The organism is Caballeronia sp. M1242 (genome assembly GCF_017220215.1).
In the GTDB taxonomy this organism is placed as follows: Bacteria; Pseudomonadota; Gammaproteobacteria; order Burkholderiales; family Burkholderiaceae; genus Caballeronia.
In genome coordinates, this window is sequence record NZ_CP071129.1 from 837,042 (window position 1) to 854,794 (window position 17,753).

16 protein-coding genes and 1 tRNA gene are annotated in these 17,753 nt (G+C 64.6%); 11 read left to right on the forward strand and 6 right to left on the reverse strand.

Annotated features, from left to right (window positions below):
* Position 1 precedes the first annotated feature (1 nt).
* A complete protein-coding gene (locus tag JYK05_RS03875; protein ID WP_241269843.1) occupies positions 2–313 on the reverse strand; it encodes a hypothetical protein in 312 nt (103 codons plus the stop codon).
* A 187-nt stretch (positions 314–500) separates the two neighbouring features.
* On the opposite strand from JYK05_RS03875, the gene JYK05_RS03880 reads away from it, so the two are divergent.
* A tRNA-Arg gene (locus JYK05_RS03880) sits at positions 501–575 on the forward strand.
* An 87-nt stretch (positions 576–662) separates the two neighbouring features.
* Here the strand turns inward: JYK05_RS03880 and JYK05_RS03885 are convergent.
* Complete coding sequence (locus tag JYK05_RS03885) at positions 663–1,526, reverse strand: SDR family oxidoreductase (protein WP_175939847.1); 864 nt, start codon at positions 1,524–1,526, stop codon at positions 663–665.
* A gap of 126 nt (positions 1,527–1,652) precedes the next feature.
* On the opposite strand from JYK05_RS03885, the gene JYK05_RS03890 reads away from it, so the two are divergent.
* The 3 genes from JYK05_RS03890 to JYK05_RS03900 all read left to right on the forward strand — a co-directional run bounded on the left by JYK05_RS03890 (position 1,653) and on the right by JYK05_RS03900 (position 4,725).
* Positions 1,653–2,543, forward strand: coding sequence for a LysR family transcriptional regulator (locus JYK05_RS03890; protein ID WP_175939848.1), 891 nt, complete (start codon positions 1,653–1,655; stop codon positions 2,541–2,543).
* 85 nt (positions 2,544–2,628) lie between these two features.
* Complete coding sequence (locus JYK05_RS03895) at positions 2,629–3,003, forward strand: cupin domain-containing protein (RefSeq protein WP_206467825.1); 375 nt, start codon at positions 2,629–2,631, stop codon at positions 3,001–3,003.
* 102 nt (positions 3,004–3,105) lie between these two features.
* Entirely contained in the window at positions 3,106–4,725 is a 1,620-nt protein-coding gene (locus tag JYK05_RS03900) for a histidine kinase famiy protein (RefSeq protein WP_206467826.1), read from the forward strand.
* 44 nt (positions 4,726–4,769) lie between these two features.
* Here JYK05_RS03900 and JYK05_RS03905 read toward each other — a convergent pair whose 3' ends face one another.
* The 3 genes from JYK05_RS03905 to JYK05_RS03915 all read right to left on the reverse strand — a co-directional run bounded on the left by JYK05_RS03905 (position 4,770) and on the right by JYK05_RS03915 (position 7,529).
* Positions 4,770–5,318, reverse strand: a complete 549-nt coding sequence (locus tag JYK05_RS03905; protein ID WP_206467827.1) for a carboxymuconolactone decarboxylase family protein — start codon at positions 5,316–5,318, stop codon at positions 4,770–4,772.
* A gap of 107 nt (positions 5,319–5,425) precedes the next feature.
* Positions 5,426–6,262 (reverse strand): helix-turn-helix domain-containing protein, encoded by an 837-nt coding sequence (locus JYK05_RS03910; RefSeq protein ID WP_206467828.1) that lies wholly within the window; start codon positions 6,260–6,262, stop codon positions 5,426–5,428.
* 103 nt (positions 6,263–6,365) lie between these two features.
* The gene (locus tag JYK05_RS03915) at positions 6,366–7,529 is read right to left on the reverse strand and encodes an alpha/beta fold hydrolase (protein WP_206467829.1); all 1,164 of its coding nucleotides are present in this window, start codon (positions 7,527–7,529) and stop codon (positions 6,366–6,368) included.
* A 111-nt stretch (positions 7,530–7,640) separates the two neighbouring features.
* Between JYK05_RS03915 and JYK05_RS03920 the strand changes: the two genes are divergently transcribed.
* From JYK05_RS03920 to JYK05_RS03930, 3 genes are all read left to right on the forward strand, one after another.
* Positions 7,641–8,558 carry a LysR family transcriptional regulator gene (locus tag JYK05_RS03920; RefSeq protein ID WP_206467830.1) on the forward strand — a complete coding sequence of 306 codons (918 nt, stop codon included), beginning with the start codon at positions 7,641–7,643 and terminating at the stop codon, positions 8,556–8,558.
* Between the two features lie 103 nt (positions 8,559–8,661).
* Positions 8,662–9,465: a hypothetical protein gene (locus JYK05_RS03925; RefSeq protein WP_206467831.1), complete on the forward strand. Its 804-nt coding sequence runs from the start codon at positions 8,662–8,664 to the stop codon at positions 9,463–9,465.
* Entirely contained in the window at positions 9,465–10,208 is a 744-nt protein-coding gene (locus tag JYK05_RS03930; RefSeq protein ID WP_206467832.1) for a class I SAM-dependent methyltransferase, read from the forward strand. The genes JYK05_RS03925 and JYK05_RS03930 overlap by 1 nt, the downstream gene beginning before the upstream one ends.
* Positions 10,209–10,239: 31 nt before the next feature.
* Here JYK05_RS03930 and JYK05_RS03935 read toward each other — a convergent pair whose 3' ends face one another.
* A complete protein-coding gene (locus tag JYK05_RS03935) occupies positions 10,240–10,422 on the reverse strand; it encodes a rubredoxin (RefSeq protein ID WP_159835653.1) in 183 nt (60 codons plus the stop codon).
* A gap of 192 nt (positions 10,423–10,614) precedes the next feature.
* On the opposite strand from JYK05_RS03935, the gene JYK05_RS03940 reads away from it, so the two are divergent.
* From JYK05_RS03940 to parC, 4 genes are all read left to right on the forward strand, one after another.
* Positions 10,615–11,016, forward strand: a complete 402-nt coding sequence (locus JYK05_RS03940) for a DUF4399 domain-containing protein (RefSeq protein ID WP_206467833.1) — start codon at positions 10,615–10,617, stop codon at positions 11,014–11,016.
* Positions 11,017–11,152: 136 nt separating this feature from the next.
* A complete protein-coding gene (locus JYK05_RS03945) occupies positions 11,153–13,087 on the forward strand; it encodes an ATP-binding cassette domain-containing protein (protein WP_206468207.1) in 1,935 nt (644 codons plus the stop codon).
* A gap of 276 nt (positions 13,088–13,363) precedes the next feature.
* Positions 13,364–15,343: a DNA topoisomerase IV subunit B gene (locus JYK05_RS03950; protein ID WP_175939858.1), complete on the forward strand. Its 1,980-nt coding sequence runs from the start codon at positions 13,364–13,366 to the stop codon at positions 15,341–15,343.
* 33 nt (positions 15,344–15,376) lie between these two features.
* Positions 15,377–17,698: a DNA topoisomerase IV subunit A gene (gene parC / locus JYK05_RS03955; RefSeq protein WP_206467834.1), complete on the forward strand. Its 2,322-nt coding sequence runs from the start codon at positions 15,377–15,379 to the stop codon at positions 17,696–17,698.
* Positions 17,699–17,753 lie beyond the last annotated feature (55 nt).

The following is a 17,753-nucleotide window of genomic DNA, read 5'->3' on the forward strand; positions in this document are numbered from 1 at the left end:
CTCAAGCGCCTGACGCGGCGAGCGGATTGTCGGGCGCGGGGTGTTCGGCATCGGCATCGCTCTTGGCCGACGCGGCTTCGAACGCATCGATCACCAGATACAGCCGGTGGACGATCTGAATCTGCGTATGCGACAGGTGTGCCTGCCGCGTGATGGCAGCCAGCCGCTCGCGCCAATACGAGGGCGGCAGCAATGGACCGCCGAGATCGCAAGACAGCGAACGACGCAGCACCTTCTGAAGATGCGCGAGGTCCTGGTCTGCCAGCAACGCCGAAAACGCGCCCTGGGGCTTGATATCGGATGTGGGGTCCATGTGTCCGATGGCGGCGCGCTCGCGTGGAACTTGATAGGGACAAACCCGCAGTTGTGTCGCCAAACCTTTGCGCCGATGCTTTTTCGGTCGGGGTGCGCATGGCCGTCGAATGCGTTTGCTATACTCTGCGCTCCCGCCCGCCCGGACGACGCTTAGTGCGCATTGGTTAGGCGGGACGTGCGGTCCGCTCCCCGTAGTTCAATGGATAGAACGAGTGCCTCCTAAGCGCTAGATACAGGTTCGATTCCTGTCGGGGGGACCACGATAGCTTCCCAACGCGCCGCCGACGCTTCCCTTCATCGGCACCCGCGGATGCCGATTCGTCCTCGTCAATCGGCAACCGCGCCGCTCAACCCGCCAGTTGCGTGACGAAGTCGCGGTACGTGTGCAGCGGACGCCCCAGCATGCGCACGAGGCGTTCGACGTCGCCGGCTTCCGGCACCATGCCGTCGCTGACATAACGCTCGGCCATCAGGCGCATCTCGTACGCCATCCACTTCGGCATGAAGCTGCTAAGGTTCTGCTCGAACCCGCCCGGATCGTCGCCGCCGTACGCCACCGGCCGGCCGAGCACGTCGGACCAGATGGACGCCAGCGCGGAGCCCGTCAATGTGTCCGGTCCGACGAGATCGATAACCTCCACGGGAAGATCCGCGGCCGCCTCGTCGCGACGCAACAGTTCGATGGCCGCGACCTCCGCGATGTCGCGCGTGTCGACCATGGCGACGCCCTTGCTCCCGATCGGCATCGGATAAACGCCGTGATCGACGACGACGTCCCGAATCATGAGTTCGTTGTCGATGAAGTACGCCGGGCGCAGGATCGTCGCGCTGAAACCCATTCGCTCGATCATGCGCTCGGCGCCGGACTTCACGGCGAAATGCGGCACGTTGACGAACCGGTCCGCGTGCATGACCGACAGATACACCACGCGCTCGACGCCCGACTCCCGCGCGATGTTCAGCGTAATCAGCGCCTGCGTGAACTCGTCGCCCGCCACCGCGTTGAGCAGGAACAGCGTGCGCACGCCGGCGAAGGCGCGGCGAAGCGAATCGATATCGAGCATATCGCCCAGTGCGACCGTCACTTCTGCCGGGAATTGCGCTTTCGATGGATCGCGCACGAGCACGCGAACGTCCGCATGGCGGCTGACGAGTTGTTCGACGACCTGACGGCCGACGCGGCCGGTGGCGCCGGTAACGAGAATAGTCATGGTGGAACTCCTTCAAGTGGTTGGCATGCACCTAAGGTAAGTGATCCGCTGACTGTCCGGAAGATGTGATATAGAGACGAGGCGTCTCACTCATGGAACACCCATGGAACGCTGACTAGGACCCGCATGGACCTTCTCGCTCTCGCTGACTTCAATCTTGTCGCGCGTTACGGCAGCTTCGGGGAAGCCGCTCGCGCGTCCGAGCGGCCCAAGGCGACGCTTTCGCGCCGCGTCACCGAACTCGAAAACGACCTTCGCATTCGGCTTTTCGAACGCGGGCCGCGCGGCGTCGTGCTCACGCAGGAAGGCCGCGCGCTCTACGAGCGCACAGGTGCGCTCCTCGCTGAACTCAACGAAAGCGCCGCCGCCATTGCATCCGGTAGCGATGAGCCGCGCGGCCGCTTGCGCATAAGCGCGCCCGCGCTCTTCTCGCAGATAGCCATGGGAAAGCTGGTCGCGTCGTTCGTCCTCAAGTACCCGCAGGTCCGCATCGAGGTGACGACAGAAGATCGCCCGGTCAATATGGTCGAAGAAGGGTATGACCTCGTGATCCGCGTCAATCCCGAACCGAACGAGACGCTCGTCGGGCGCATCTTCTTGCGCGACCGGCTCGTCGTCGTGGCCAAGCCGGGACTCAAGCGACCCGCTGCGAAATCCAGCGTTCGCGCGGTCGTTCGGGGCACGCCCGAAGACATGGCGTATTGGGACGTGATCGGCGCGCGCGGAAAGGCGCGCATCCTCATCGAGCCGGTCGCGCAGCTGTCGTCGCTCGTCATGGTGCGCGACACCGTTCGCCTCGGCGTGGGCGCCGCCTGTCTGCCGCTGTCGCTGGTGAGCCGGGATATCGCCGCGGGCAAGCTGGCGCATTGGGGCGATGTCGACGGGCCGGAGATTGCGTTGTGGGCGCTGTATCCGTCGAGGCGTTTGTTGAGCACGCGCGTGTCGGCCTTTCTCGCGCACCTCAAGGCATCGTTTCCGTTGGGCACGGCGGATGAACTCGCGGCACTCATCGAATGACGGTGAATCGGGCAGATCGTCCGCTTATGCGCTAGAGTCCGCGTCACGCTCTATCAAACGTCTTGCCAGTTATTCAGTAAACCTAATGATTTGCCGTGATGCCGCGTTCAGCGATGTCCGCGAATATTGGTCGCCGAAAGTCGTCGCGCAGGTCAGCGATCAGTATGTGAAGGTCGCCAAGGTGCGTGGTGAACTCGCGTGGCACGACCACGCGAACGAAGACGAGCTTTTCTTCGTCGTGCGCGGCAATTTCACCATCGAATACGAAGGCGGCCGAGCCGTGCATTTGCCAGCGGGCTCCATGCACGTCGTGCCGCGCGGCACGCTGCATAACCCGGTCGCCGACGAAGAATGCTGGATCGTGCTGATCGAGCCTGTCGAGACGAAGCACACGGGCGACGTGCAGTCGCCGCTGACGCGGACGATAGACGAGCAGTTGAGCGGCGCGCCGCGAGCGTGATTCACGTCTACGCGAAAGCGACAACGTTGCGCGCCGCAAGCTAGAATCCTCGTCGACACATCGCCGGGTTTCGGCGGTCCTCGCGCACCGCCAAGACGGTGGATGCGGCTAAAACGAGGACAAAAATTGAACATCGAGCGCCCCACCGTAAGCAACGTACGGCCATCCTTCAGCGACCATTCGAACGATATCTTCTTCGCGGCTGTTTCGACGACACGCATGCCCATGCTCGTCACCGACCCGAATCAGCCGGACAACCCGATCGTCTTCGTGAACTCCGCATTCCTCAATCTGACGGGCTTCAGCGTCGAGGAATTGATCGGGCAGAACTGCCGGCTCCTGCAGGGGCCGGAGACGAGCCAGGCCACCGTGTCCGAGATTCGCGACGCCGTCGAACAGGGCCGTGAAATCAATATCGAGGTGCTGAACTATCGAAAGGACGGATCGACGTTCTGGAACGCGCTCTTTATCTCGCCGGTCAGGAACGAGGCCGGCGAGATCGTGTATTTCTTCGCCTCTCAACTCGATATCAGCCGCCGCCGCGACGCGGAAGAGGCGCTGAGGCAATCGCAGAAGATGGAAGCACTCGGGCAGTTGACTGGGGGCATCGCGCACGACTTCAACAACCTGTTGCAGGTGATGAGCGGCTATGTCGATGTGATGAAGCTCGGCATCGAAGAGCGGTTCGATCTCAGCCGGTTCGTGATGCCGGTCGAGCGGATGCGCGATGCCATCACGCGTGCATCTACGCTCACGCAGCAACTGCTCGCATTCGCGCGCAAGCAGGAACTGCGCGGCCGAGTCATCAACTTGAACGCGCGGCTCGCCGACATTCGGGAACTTGCGGAAAACACGTTCGGTGACAGCGGAGCGCTCAACTTCGTTCCGGACCCGGCGCTGCGCAATTGTCAGCTCGACGCTTCGCAACTGGAAGTGGCGGTGCTCAATCTGCTTCTGAACGCGCGCGACGCGCTGCACGGCAAGGACAAGCCTCAAGTCACGGTGCGCACCGGCAATCTGTCGCTGACCGATAGACGGCCCATCGGATTCGCGCAACTGACGCCCGGCGAGTACGTCTGGGTGTCGGTGAGCGACAACGGCACCGGCATTCCTGCCCATATTCTTGCGCATGTGATGGACCCGTTCTTCACGACGAAGGAAGAAGGAAAGGGGACGGGCCTGGGTTTGTCGATGGTCTACGGCTTCGCGAGACAATCGGGCGGAGCGGTCGATATCTACTCCGAGCCGGGCCACGGCACAACGGTGCGGCTCTACTTTCCGGCGGTGGCGGCGGAACCATCCATCGAGCAGCGGCACCGGCGTGTCGCCGAGTCCGCGCACAACGAGACGATCCTCGTGGTCGATGACCGACCCGACGTGGCCGAAGTCGCCGCGATGATCCTGCAGCAAGGCGGGTACAAGACGCGCGTCGCACATGGGGCGCATGACGCACTCGAGATACTGGGCGGGGACGCGCAGATCGAACTGCTCTTCACCGATCTGATCATGCCCGGAGGCATGAACGGCGTGATGCTCGCGCAGGAAGCGAAGCGCCGCAAGCCACTGCTGCGCGTCTTGCTGACGACGGGTTACGCCGACACGTCCATCGCGAGAAACGACATCGACGGCACCGAGTTTCCGGTGCTTCACAAGCCGTATCAGGCGATCGAATTGCGAGCGGCGATCTCGCAGGCGCTGCACAATCCCGGCACTGACAGTTGACCGCGAAGCCTGCGCGACGAGCGCAGGCTTCGCCGCGCGTCGCGCTAGGCCGCCCACGCGTGCGGCTCGAACTGCGCCTCGAGCGGCGGCTGCGCGACGCTCGCGGTGTAGTTCGTCATCGTCGATGCCGCGACGACGAGAATGACTTCGAGCACCCGTTCCTGATCGAAGCCCGCGGCGATGAACGACGCGATCACCTGTTCGTCCACGCGGCCGCGATTTTCGATGAGGGCGCGCGCCAGGGCCGACAGCGCCGCGAGTCGATCGTCGCGCGGCAGGCGGCGTTCGCGGATCGACTGAACGTCCGCTTCGCTCAGGCCTGCCTGCAACGCAAGATGCGAGTGGAAGGCAACGGGCCATGCAGCACCGTTCGTCACGGCGTTCGTGAGCAGTAGCGCCTGAATCTGCGCTTCGGTGAAGCTGCCGCCATGGACTTGCTGAAATACGCCTACGAGCCCGTTGATCAATCGGGGCGAACCGGCGAGCGCGCCCGCGATGTTCGGCACCATGCCGAACGCCTCAGCGAGGGCGTTGAGCGCGGGCTTCGAATCGGCGGGAGCGGAGTCGAGCGTATAGACGGTAAGCTGAGCCATGTGGAGTCCTTATGAAGTGGCGATCTTGGATGAGCAACCGAACGACACACACAGCTTAGTCGCGCGGAAGCATCCGGCCAATTACATGGCATGTCATCAGTTCGACGCTACTCGCGCGCAGCTTGCAGCAGTGCGATGTGCCGCGCTTCGGTTTCGCTGTCCGCCGGAAACATGCACTCGATCCGCAGTTCCTGCGCAGCGACCGTCGACGGCGTTCCGACCGTCGTGATCATCGAGAAGTAGTTGAGCGCCGCGCCCTCTTTCACGAAGCTCAACGGCACGACAGGCAGCGTGGAAGAAGACGCCGTCACGGCTTGCGAGCGCCACTCGGGACGCACGTCGGGATAAGCGAGCAGCGCATCGAGCAGTTGCTGCGTCCGGGCGTCGATGACATGTCCGACCGCTTCGCGATGCACGCGCTGTATCAGACTGAGCGCCACGCTTTCCCAGTCCGCGATATGCGGCCGCATGCCTTGCGGATCGAACATCAGATGCAGGATGTTGCGTGGTTCCGTCCGTGCAGCCATGTCGATGAAGCAACTGAAGAAATCCGGCGCTGCGGGATTGGTCAGGAGCACGTTCCAATAGCGATCCATGACGATGGCGGGAAACGGCTCGTGCTGCTGCAACATCCGCATCGCAGCGCCCATCACGACAGCCATTTCTTTGTCGCTCCACTCGGTCTCGGAATACATCGGCGCATAACCGGCGGACAGCAACAGCGCGTTGCGTTCGCGCAGCGGCACATCCAGCGACTGCGCGATATTCATGAGCGTTTGCCGGCCCGGCACGCTGCGTCCGCTTTCGATGAAGCTGATCTGGCGCTGCGAGATGCCGGCAACGAGCGACAGGTCGAGCTGGCTGAAGCCGCGCGCCTCGCGCCAGTGGCGCAGCAAGGCGCGCAGATCGTTCGATTCCCGATAGCGAAGGTTCGATGCGCTCATGGTCTCCTTCGTAAGTGGCGTGGCGTATCGACTCTAGCGACTCGTGGCTGTCTCGCGCAATGACATCGCATGTAATCGCGGCTAGAACGCGATGCTTTCTGGCTCAGTTCAGTCCGGATGGATTCGAGATTCTCAGCCGCCATGCATCGTCCGGTCCTTTCTCCATGACCTGAGTCGCGCAGCCCGATTCGACGCGCGGCTGCCCGTCGGGTAGCGTAACAGTCAGCGTCCAGTCCGCCAGAACCAGCGCGATGTTTCCGCTCGACACCACGCGACGCACCGTATTGCGAATGCGCGGCTTCGCGGTCAGCAGTTGCGCCATCGCGCGGCGCAGTTCATCCGGGCGCGCGCTGATTTCGACGCCGTTCGTCAGACGCATCGTGGCATCGTTGCGAAAGAGGCGCAGAAGTCGGTCGAGATCGCCGGCATTCATCGCCGCATCGAAGGCGAGCGGTACGTCCTCCGGCGCACGACAGCCCGCCGATCCGTTCTTGATCTCGCCGACAAAGCGCGCGATGACGCGTGCGATGTCGTTCGGCGCTTCCAGCGGCGACAGATGTCCGACGCCGGGCAGCACGACCATCGCCGCATGCGGGATGCGCGGCAGAAGCTCGTTCTGCAACGTGTCGATGCGATCGACCCGGTCTAGTTCTCCCGAGATGACGACGGTGGGCACGTCGATCGACGCCGCCGCGCCCGTCAGATCCTCGCTCATGCCGATCTCAGGCCACGCGGCTTTCGCTTGCGGCGCGCCCTTGAGGCTGTCCTCGATGACTCGTTCGCGACAGGCCGCGTCGAGCGGTCTTCCGGTCAGCACGTGATCGATGACGAATTCGACCGATTCGCGCGATGCGTAAGCGCCCGACAAGGTCGCGCGTTCCTGCTCCGAGAGGCGCATGGGCGAGGGCGGCGACGGAGCGACGAGCACGAGTCCTTCGAGTCCCTTCGGCCGCCGCGATGCGATCAGTTGCGCGACCTTGCCGCCCATGGAATGACCGACGAGCACGTAGCGCCGCAAGCCGAGCGCGTCGATCACGCCTTCGGCATCGGCGGCCAGATCGGCCATGCCGTAGCCATTCGCGGGAGCGTCGGAATCGCCCCATCCGCGATGATCGGTGGCAACGATGCGATAACGGTCAGCTAGTTCGTCCGCAACGCCGTCCCACGTCCGCGACGAGCCGCCGTAATAGTGCAAAAACACGAGCGCCATATCCCCGCTGCCGCGCTCTGTGACGTGAATCCGCGTGCCGTTCGTTTCGATCTTCATCTTCTCGCCTCCGTTCGTGACATGCGTGAATCGTAGGCGTGCGCTTGCGCGCTGATAATTGCCCGATCAGTGGCGGCAGTCGATAATGCGGCGATCGAATCGGGGAGAGTCATGGACCGACTGACCAGTCTTGGCGTGTTCGTCGCGGCGGTGGAGGAAGGAAGCCTGGCTGCGGCGGCGCGTCGTTTCGGATTGTCGCCGGCGATGGCGGGCAAACATGTCTCCGAGATCGAGGCAAGGCTGAATGCGCGCCTGCTTCAGCGCACGACGCGTCGTCTCAGCCTGACCGATGAGGGCCAGACCTATTACGAGCGCAGCAAGCAGATTCTGGAGGCCTTCGCCGAAGCCAACCGCGAGGTGAGCGATTCGCAGGCCACGGTGCGCGGGGTGCTGCGCGTCGCGGCGCCCGTCACGTTCGGCGCGATGCATCTCGGCGATGTCATCGCGCGCTATGTCCGCGACCATCCGCAAGTGAATGTGGAAGTGGATCTCGGCGACCGGTACGTGGATCTGCTCGACGCCGGCATCGACGTCGCGATCCGCATCGGTCGTCTGGATGATCCGGCGCTCGTGACGCGCCGCATCGCGCCATGCCGCATGGTCGTGTGCGCGGCGCCGGAGTACATCGAGCGGCACGGCGCGCCGCGCACGCCAGACGATCTGCTGGGCGCGCCGAGACTCGTCTTCAGCGAAGCCGTGTCCGCGGGCGACTGGACCTTGTTCGATGCGGATAACCGCGCATATGTCATCGACGGTCCTTCGCGCATTTCAGCGAACAACACGCAGATGCTGCTGTCCGCCGCGCTCGCCGGAGCCGGAATCGCGTACGGCCCGAGCTTCGTCTTCGGAGAGCACGTGCGGCGCGGCGAACTCGTCGCGCTGCTGCCCGACTACCGCGCGACCGAACTGCTGGTTCAGGCGGTCTATCCGGGCGCGCGGGGCATTCCGCTCAAAGTGCGCCGATTCGTGGAGTACCTCGTGGACGCGTTCGGCGATGAACCGCCGTGGGACACGGGAACGCGGCCATGACAAGCCGCTAGTCGTCGGCCTCAGCCGCCGCCGGCATTGGACCGCGAGCCGTTTCCACCGGATAATGCGAGCACACCCATCCTCGCTCGCGGCTCATGCGCTCATGACGGAAATCGAATCCGCGCTGCTCGTGTTCTTTCTGCTGCTCGCGAGTACCGGCATCGGCGCGATCATTCGGCCGCTGTTGCCGGAGGAGCACAAGGCGCAGGAAACGGTGCAGCTCGTGCAACTTCTCGTCGGCATGCTGGTGACGTTCGCGGCGCTCGTGCTGGGCTTGCTGACGGCATCGGCCAAAACCGTGTTCGATACCACCGATAACGACGTGCGCGCCTACGCCGCCGCGATCATCGAACTCGACCGGGCGATGCGCGACTACGGCGCGGACCTCGACGAAACCCGCGCCGTGCTGCGCAGCTACACGGCGGCCGCGATTGCGAGCACATGGCCGGCCGAGCCGCATCCGCCGGGCGACTACTATCCGCAAGTGGAACCGTCGCCGCACGCGAGCGGCAAGCTCGAAAGTCGCGCGCTGGGCGAACTGCTCGATCGCGGGCAGCGTCAGGTCCGGTTGCTTCAACCCGCCGATGCGTATCACCGCAAGCTCGCCGACAACACCGCCACGCGCTTCGAGCAGCTCATCGCGCTGCGCTGGAAGCTGATCGAGGAAGCGCACGGCACCATTTCGTATCCGTTCGACCGCATACTCGTCGGCTGGCTGCTCATCATCTTTCTGTGCTTCGGGCTGATCGCCCCGCGCAACGCGCTGTCTCTCGTGACGATCATGCTGGGCGCGCTTTCCATCGCGTCGGCCGTGCTCGTCATTCTCGATCTCGATACGCCGTTCACCGGCCCGATCATGGTCCACAGCCAGCCGATGCGCGAAGCGCTCGCCTACCAAACCCGCTGATGCCGACGAACCTCTATGACGACCCGCGCCTCGTCGCGCTCTACGACGCGCTCAATCCCGCCGCTGCCGACACGGCGTTTTACGTGGCGCTCGCCGAGTCGGCGGCACATGTGATCGACCTCGGATGCGGCACCGGTCTGCTTGCCTGCGAGCTTGCCGGGCGCGGCTATCGCGTGACCGGCATCGATCCGTCGCCGCAGATGCTGAAGATCGCGCGCGGCCGTCCGTCCGGCGACCGCGTGACGTGGATCGAAGGCGATGCGTCGGCGCTGCCGTTCGTCGGCGCGGCCGACCTGCTCGTAATGACCGGCCACGTCGCGCAAGTGTTTCTCGACGATGCATCGTTCTTGGCGACGCTTGCCGCCGCGCGACGCGCGTTGCGTCCGGGCGGGCTCATCGCGTTCGAGAGCCGCAATCCGGCGGCGCGGGCTTGGGAGAACTGGACGGCGGAACGCTCGCTGCGTCGCGTGCAAAGCGACGATGGACGTGCCGTCGACGTGTGGCAAGAGCGGCACGCGAACCCCGATCCGCTCGCGACCGGCCGCGTTGCGTTCACGACTCACGCGCGCTTCGATGGCGAGACCGAGACGCTGCGCGCCGAAAGCGAACTGCGCTTTCGCAGCCGCGACGAACTCGCGCAACTGCTCACCCGCGCGGGCTTCTCGCAGATCGACTGGTATGGGGACTGGAACCGCGCGCCGGTGGACGAGACGAGCCGCGAGTTGATCGCGGTGGCGCGCTGAAAGAGCGCCGCGAGCGCGGCGCCGTGCTGCGTCAGAACTCGACGACGACGAAATCTTCCTTGCCGACGTCGCATTCCGGGCAGCGCCAGCTAGCCGGAATATCGGCGAAACGCGTGCCCGGTGCGATGCCTTGACCCGGCAGGCCGTCCTGCTCGTTGTAGACCCAGCCGCAAATCAGGCATACCCAGCTTTTGTATTCGATGACTTCGCTCACGACAGACTCTTGATTCAAATGGAAAGGGCCGTGCAAGCCCCAGCGAAGGGCTCGGGAAACGGCGAGCCGGCATCTTACCCGAAGCGCCGTCGCAAAAAACGCGCGTCGGATGCGGTTGGCCGTAAGGCAGGTGTATGCTGGGGCGCCGTTGCTGCCTGAAGCGACGCTCGCTCCACCAAAAAGGAGAAGACCATGCTGAACAAGACCGTATTTGCTGGCGCCATCGTTGTCGCGGCGGCCTTCGCGGGCCACGCGCACGCGCAGTCGCGCGTGTACTTCATCGAGCCGAAAGACGGCGCCACCGTCACGAGCCCTGTCCATGTGAAGTTCGGCGTCGAGGGCATGACGCTCGCGCCGGCCGGCACGATGACGGAAGGCGCGGGGCATCATCATCTGCTGATCGACAGCGGACCGCTGCCCAAGGGAACCGTGATCCCGGCGAGCGACACGTCGCTGCATTATGGCAAGGCGCAGACCGAAGCCGACGTGAAGCTGCCGCCCGGCGACCACACGCTGACGATGCAACTCGGCGACGGCGCGCATCGCTCGTATGGGCCCGAGATGGCGCAGACGATCAAGGTCCACGTCAAGTAGACCCAACGGCAGGGGCAGACGGGCGCGCGCCACGGCCCGCGCGCCCTTGTCCGTTCGGCCGATGCGACCTTCGGCGCGAGGGAACATCGGTACAATGACCGCTTCCTCGGTATCGCCTTCGTTCGCATTCATCCCCATGTCGCTTTATTCCATCACGGACGCACAACTCGCGTTCGGCCACGTCGCGTTGCTGGATCACGCCGACTTCTCGCTCGAAGCGGGCGAACGTGTCGGGCTGATCGGCCGCAACGGCGCGGGCAAGTCGTCGCTGCTCAAGATCGTAGCGGGGCTCGCCGCGCCCGACGACGGTCTCGTCACGCGCCAGAGCGAACTCACGACCGTCTATGTGCCGCAGGAGCCTGAGTTCGATCTCGACGCATCCGTGTTCGATGTCGTCGCCTCCGGCCTCGTCGATGCACGCACGCTGCTCGACGAATACGATGCCGTCGCTCACCGGCTCGCGGACACGCCCGAAGGCGCGGAGCACGACGCGTTGCTCGCGCGTATGAACACGCTGCAATCGGCGCTCGATACGCGCGATGCCTGGAACTGGCGCACGCGCGTCGCGACGACGCTCGCGCAGATCGGCCTCGACGGCGAGGCCCGCGCGGGCTCGCTGTCCGGCGGCATGCGAAAGCGCGTCGCGCTGGCGCGGGCGCTCGTCGTGCAGCCGGACGTGTTGCTGCTGGACGAGCCGACCAACCATCTGGACTTCGAAGGCATTCGCTGGCTCGAAGAACTGCTCGTCACGCTGCGCACGGGCTTGCTTTTCATCACGCACGACCGCGCGTTTCTGGATCGCGTGGCCACGCGCATCGTCGAACTGGATCGCGGACGCTTGCTGTCGTATCCGGGCAACTTCAGCGCGTATCAGATTCGCAAGGCGCAGCAGCTCGAAGTCGAGCAAGTGGAACAGGCCAAGTTCGACAAGCTGCTCGCGCAGGAAGAAGTGTGGATTCGCAAGGGCGTGGAGGCGCGGCGCACGCGCAGCGTCGGGCGCATTGCGCGGCTCGTCGAAATGCGCAAGGAACGCGCCGAACGGCGCAACGTGCAGGGCAACGTGAAGCTCGACGTCGGGCAGGGCGAGAAGTCCGGCAAGATCGTCGCGGAACTGACGGACGTGACGAAGCGTTATGGCGCGCGCACCATCGTCGACAGCTTCACGGCCACGGTCATGCGCGGTGACAAGATCGGTCTCGTCGGGCCGAACGGCGCGGGCAAGACCACGCTGCTCAAGCTGATTCTCGGCGAGTTGCAGCCCGACGCAGGCCGCGTGCGCACCGGCACCAACATTCAAACCGCGTATTTCGATCAGATGCGCGCGCAACTCGACCTCGACAAGTCTCTAGCCGACACCATCAGTCCCGGCAGCGAATGGGTCGAAGTGAACGGCGTGAAGAAGCACGTGATGAGCTATCTCGGCGACTTCCTGTTCGCGCCCGAGCGCGCGCGTTCGCCCGTGCGGTCGCTCTCGGGCGGCGAGCGCAATCGCCTGTTGCTCGCGCGCCTTTTCGCGCGTCCGGCGAACGTGCTCGTGCTCGACGAACCGACCAACGACCTCGACATTCCCACGCTCGAACTGCTCGAAGAATTGCTCGCGGACTACGACGGCACCGTGCTGCTCGTGAGCCACGACCGCGCGTTTCTCGACAACGTGGTGACGTCCGTGTTCGCGGCGGAAGGCGGCGGCAAGTGGCGCGAGTATGTGGGCGGCTTCTCGGACTGGCAGGTTCAGCGCGAACGTTCGGATCGCATCGCGGAGGAAGCGGCGCGGCAAAGCGCGAAGGAAGCGCCCAGGGAAGACGCGCCGAAGGAAAGCGCGGCGGGCCGCAACGCGCAGCGCACGGTCAAGCTCTCGTTCAAGGAACAGCGCGAGCTGGAAGCGCTGCCCGCGCGCATCGCGGAACTGGAAGACGAGCAGAAGCGCATCGGCGCGCAGCTCGAAGACGGCTCCATTTTCGCCACGGACGCGAAAGAAGGCGCGCGCCTGTCCGAGCGCCACGCGGCCATCGAAGAGGAATTGCTCGTCGCGCTGGAACGCTGGGAAGAGCTCGAAGCGAAGCGCGGATAGGCTCGGTTTGACGCCGTCGAGGTGGGCGCGGCGGGCGAAAACCGCTATTCTCCTAGCGCGGCCGGACGGGCGGACGGGGCGAAGGCCCCCGCGATGCCTATCCGGTGAGGCAATCTTGAGCATTCGATAAAGCATTTGCCGGCATCGCGGCGTCGTGCGGTGACCATTCCCGCGCGGGGTCGCAAGCCGGATCAACGTTCAACTATGTCCACGAAAAAATCCAGTGTGGCCCAAGCAGCCACTCCACAGCGCGCCGAGGGCGCCAGGCCGCGCGCGATGAGCGCGAAGGCGGCGGGCTACAGCGAAGCATCGATCAAGGTCCTGAAGGGCCTCGAGCCGGTCAAGCAGCGGCCCGGCATGTACACGCGCACCGAAAATCCGCTGCATATCGTTCAGGAAGTGATCGACAACGCGTCGGACGAAGCACTCGGCGGCTACGGCAAGCAGATCACCGTGACGGTCCATGCGGACAACTCCGTCTCGGTGGAAGACGACGGCCGCGGCATTCCGTTCGGCCTGCATCCGGAGGAAGGCGTGCCGGTCGTCGAGATCGTGTTCACGCGGCTGCATGCGGGCGGCAAGTTCGACAAGGCCGCGGGCGGCGCGTACACGTTTTCGGGCGGCCTGCACGGCGTCGGCGTGTCGGTGACGAACGCGCTCGCCACGCGCCTCGAAGTCACGGTCTGGCGCGATAACAAGGTCGCGCATCTGGCGTTCGCCAATGGCGACGTCATCGAGCCGCTCACGACGCGTTCGCCCGAACGCGGCGAGAAGAAGAGCGGCACGCGCGTGCGCGCCTGGCCGAACGCGAAGTATTTCGATTCGCCGAATCTGCCGCTCGGCGAGTTGCAGCGCCTGTTGCGCTCTAAAGCCGTGCTGCTGCCGGGCGTCGAAGTCGTGCTCGTCATCGAGAAGACCGGCGAGCGTCAGACGTGGAAGTACGAAGACGGTCTGCGCGGCTATCTGCTCGAAGGCATGGGCGGCAGCGAACTGCTGATTCCGCTTTTCGAAGGCGAGCGTTACGCGGACAACTCGCGCACGACGGAGGAGACGTTCGCGGAAGGCGAAGGCGCGTCGTGGGTCGTCGCGTGGAGCGAGGAAGGGCCGCTGCTGCGCGAATCATACGTGAACCTGATTCCGACGCCCGCGGGCGGGACGCACGAATCCGGCTTGCGCGACGGGCTCTTTCAGGCGGTCAAGAACTTCGTGGAGATCCACAACCTTCAGCCGAAGGGCGTGAAGCTGCTCGCCGAAGACGTGTTCGCGCGCGTCTCGTTCGTGCTGTCGGCGAAGGTGCTCGACCCGCAATTCCAGGGGCAAATCAAGGAGCGTCTCAATAGCCGCGATGCCGTGAAGCTCGTGTCGTCTTTCTCGCGGCCGGCGCTGGAGTTATGGCTCAATCAGCATGTCGAATACGGCAGGAAGCTCGCCGAACTCGTCATTCGCCAGGCGCAGGCGCGCACGCGCGCGGGTCAGAAGGTCGAGAAGCGCAAGAGCTCGGGCGTGGCCGTGCTGCCGGGCAAGCTCACGGACTGCGAATCGACCGATATCACGCGCAACGAGCTTTTCCTGGTCGAGGGCGATTCGGCAGGCGGCTCCGCGAAAATGGGCCGCGACAAGGAGTTTCAGGCCATTCTGCCGTTGCGCGGCAAGGTGCTGAACACGTGGGAAACCGAGCGCGACCGGCTCTTTGCCAACAACGAAGTGCATGACATCGCGGTGGCGATCGGCGTCGATCCGCACGGTCCGGACGATCAGATCGATCTCTCGAATCTGCGCTACGGCAAGATCTGCATTCTGTCCGACGCGGACGTGGACGGCGCGCACATTCAGGTGCTGCTGCTCACGCTCTTCTTCAAGCACTTCCCGCAACTGATCGAACGCGGTCATGTGTGCGTCGCGCGTCCGCCGCTTTTTCGCGTCGATGCGCCCGCGCGCGGCAAGAAGCCCGCGCAGAAGCTCTACGCGCTCGACGAAGGCGAGCTCGAAGCGATTCTCGACAAGCTGCGCAAGGACGGCGTGCGCGAAACGCAATGGAGCATCAGCCGCTTCAAGGGCCTCGGCGAAATGAGCGCCGAACAGCTCTGGGACACGACGATGAACCCCGACACGCGGCGTCTCTTGCCGGTCCGCCTGGGCGATCTCGGCTTCGACCTCACCGTCTCGCGCATGACCATGCTGATGGGCAAGGGCGAAGCGGCGTCGCGCCGAAGCTGGCTCGAAGAGAAGGGCAACGAAGTGGAAGCGGACATCTGATGCCGACTTCGGAAAACGCATAACGGATATTCGATGGGAATCACTGACGATCTTTTCGCCGAACAGCAAGCGGCGCCCGACGGAGAACACCTGACGCTCGGCGATTACGCCGAACGCGCGTATCTCGACTACGCGGTGAGCGTGGTCAAGGGCCGCGCGCTGCCCGACGTATCGGACGGGCAAAAGCCCGTGCAGCGCCGCATTCTCTACGCGATGAACGAGATGGGCCTTGCGAGCACCGCGAAGCCGGTGAAGTCGGCGCGCGTCGTGGGCGACGTGCTCGGCAAGTATCACCCGCACGGCGATCAGTCCGCGTACGACGCGCTCGTGCGTCTTGCGCAGGACTTCTCGATGCGCTATCCGCTCATCGACGGTCAGGGCAACTTCGGCTCGCGCGACGGCGACGGCGCGGCGGCCATGCGATACACCGAAGCGCGCCTCACGCCCATCGCGCGCCTGCTGCTCGATGAGATCGACCAGGGCACGGTCGACTTCATGCCGAACTACGACGGCTCGTTCGAGGAGCCGAAGCTCTTGCCCGCGCGCCTGCCGTTCCTGCTGCTCAACGGCGCATCGGGCATCGCGGTCGGTCTCGCGACGGAAGTGCCGTCGCACAATCTGCGCGAAGTCGCGCAAGCCGCCGTCGCGATGATTCGCGATCCGAAGATCGGGCACGCAGGCGTGATGGAGAAGCTCAACGGCCCGGACTTCCCCGGCGGCGGGCAGATCATCTCGTCGCAGGCGGAAATCTCGGCGGCCTACGAAACCGGGCGCGGCAGCCTGAAAGTGCGCGCGCGCTGGAAGATCGAAGACCTCGCGCGCGGCCAGTGGCAGCTCGTCATCAACGAACTGCCGCCGAACACGTCCGGTCAGAAGGTGCTCGAAGAAATCGAGGAACTGACCAACCCGAAGATCAAGCTCGGCAAGAAGACGCTGACGCCTGATCAGTTGCAGACCAAGCAGACGCTGCTGGCGCTGCTCGACACCGTGCGCGACGAGTCCGGCAAGGACGCGCCCGTGCGCCTCGTGTTCGAGCCGAAGTCGAGCCGCATCGACCAGACGGAGTTCGTCAATACGCTGCTCGCGCATACGAGCCTCGAATCGAACGCCGCGATCAACCTCGTGATGATCGGCGCGGACGGCCGGCCGAGGCAGAAGGGCATCGTCGAAATCCTGCACGAGTGGGTCGGCTTCCGGTTCGTCACCGTCACGCGCAGGACGCAGCATCGCCTCGGCAAGGTGAACGACCGCATCCATATTCTCGAAGGGCGGATGATCGTCTTCCTGAATATCGACGAAGTCATTCGCATCATCCGCGAGGCCGAGGAGCCGAAGCAGGCGCTGATCGCGCGCTTCAACCTCTCCGATCGTCAGGCCGAGGACATTCTCGAAATCCGTTTGCGGCAACTCGCGCGGCTCGAAGCGATCAAGATCGAGCAGGAGCTCTCCGACTTGCGCGACGAGAAGAAGAAGCTCGAAGAACTGCTGAACAGCGACGCCGCGATGAAGCGCCTGCTCATCAAGGAAATCGAAGCGGACGCCAAGCAGTATGGCGACGACCGCCGCACGCTGATCCAGCAGGAAAAGCGCGCGACGTTCGAAGTGCGCGTCGTCGACGAGCCGGTGACGGTCGTCGTCTCGCAAAAGGGCTGGGTGCGGGCGCTGAAGGGCCACGGGCTCGATCCGGCCGGCTTCACGTTCAAGGCCGGCGATTCGCTGTACGCCGTGTTTCAGGCGCGCACGCCGGACACGCTCATCGCGTGGGGCAGCAACGGCCGCGTGTACTCGGTGCCGGTGGCCGCGCTGCCGGGCGGTCGCGGCGACGGCGTGCCGGTCACGTCGCTGATCGAACTCGAATCGGGCACGCATCTGCTGCATTACTTCGCGGCGTCGGCGGAGCAGCCGTTGCTGCTGGCGTCGAGCAATGGCTTCGGCTTTATCGCGAAGCTCGGCGACATGGTGAGCCGCAACAAGGCGGGCAAGTCGTTCATGACCATCGACGAAGGCGCGTTGCCGCTCGCGCCGATGCCGGTGCTGCCGGGCGCGCTGTACGTCGCGTGCCTGTCGAATGCGGGCCGACTGCTCGTCTTCGGCATGGACGAGATGAAGACGCTCTCGGGCGGCGGACGCGGCGTCACGCTGATGACGCTCGATCCCAACGAAACGCTGCGTCAGGCGCTCGCCATCGACGCGCGCGGCGTCGTGCTGATCGGCGCGGGGCGCGGCGGCAAGATCCGCGACGAGAAGCTCTCGGGCGCGCAACTGCAACAGCATCTCGGCAAGCGGGCGAGAAAGGGCCGCACGCCGGATACGTCGCTGAAAGTCAGCGAAATGCGGCCGGTGTTCGAAGGCTGACTCTGCGTCAAAGCATAGATAAGCGCCTCGCTGCGAACCTCGCAGCGAGGCGTTT

What these genes read in the sequence shown, in the direction of transcription:
- JYK05_RS03875 (WP_241269843.1), bottom strand. Translation starts at nt 313, where the DNA reads ATGGACCCCACATCCGATATCAAGCCCCAGGGCGCGTTTTCGGCGTTG.
- JYK05_RS03885 (WP_175939847.1), bottom strand. Translation starts at nt 1,526, where the DNA reads ATGACTATTCTCGTTACCGGCGCCACCGGCCGCGTCGGCCGTCAGGTC.
- JYK05_RS03890 (WP_175939848.1), top strand. Translation starts at nt 1,653, where the DNA reads ATGGACCTTCTCGCTCTCGCTGACTTCAATCTTGTCGCGCGTTACGGC.
- JYK05_RS03895 (WP_206467825.1), top strand. Translation starts at nt 2,629, where the DNA reads ATGATTTGCCGTGATGCCGCGTTCAGCGATGTCCGCGAATATTGGTCG.
- JYK05_RS03900 (WP_206467826.1), top strand. Translation starts at nt 3,106, where the DNA reads ATGCGGCTAAAACGAGGACAAAAATTGAACATCGAGCGCCCCACCGTA.
- JYK05_RS03905 (WP_206467827.1), bottom strand. Translation starts at nt 5,318, where the DNA reads ATGGCTCAGCTTACCGTCTATACGCTCGACTCCGCTCCCGCCGATTCG.
- JYK05_RS03910 (WP_206467828.1), bottom strand. Translation starts at nt 6,262, where the DNA reads ATGAGCGCATCGAACCTTCGCTATCGGGAATCGAACGATCTGCGCGCC.
- JYK05_RS03915 (WP_206467829.1), bottom strand. Translation starts at nt 7,529, where the DNA reads ATGAAGATCGAAACGAACGGCACGCGGATTCACGTCACAGAGCGCGGC.
- JYK05_RS03920 (WP_206467830.1), top strand. Translation starts at nt 7,641, where the DNA reads ATGGACCGACTGACCAGTCTTGGCGTGTTCGTCGCGGCGGTGGAGGAA.
- JYK05_RS03925 (WP_206467831.1), top strand. Translation starts at nt 8,662, where the DNA reads ATGACGGAAATCGAATCCGCGCTGCTCGTGTTCTTTCTGCTGCTCGCG.
- JYK05_RS03930 (WP_206467832.1), top strand. Translation starts at nt 9,465, where the DNA reads ATGCCGACGAACCTCTATGACGACCCGCGCCTCGTCGCGCTCTACGAC.
- JYK05_RS03940 (WP_206467833.1), top strand. Translation starts at nt 10,615, where the DNA reads ATGCTGAACAAGACCGTATTTGCTGGCGCCATCGTTGTCGCGGCGGCC.
- JYK05_RS03945 (WP_206468207.1), top strand. Translation starts at nt 11,153, where the DNA reads ATGTCGCTTTATTCCATCACGGACGCACAACTCGCGTTCGGCCACGTC.
- JYK05_RS03950 (WP_175939858.1), top strand. Translation starts at nt 13,364, where the DNA reads ATGAGCGCGAAGGCGGCGGGCTACAGCGAAGCATCGATCAAGGTCCTG.
- parC (WP_206467834.1), top strand. Translation starts at nt 15,377, where the DNA reads ATGGGAATCACTGACGATCTTTTCGCCGAACAGCAAGCGGCGCCCGAC.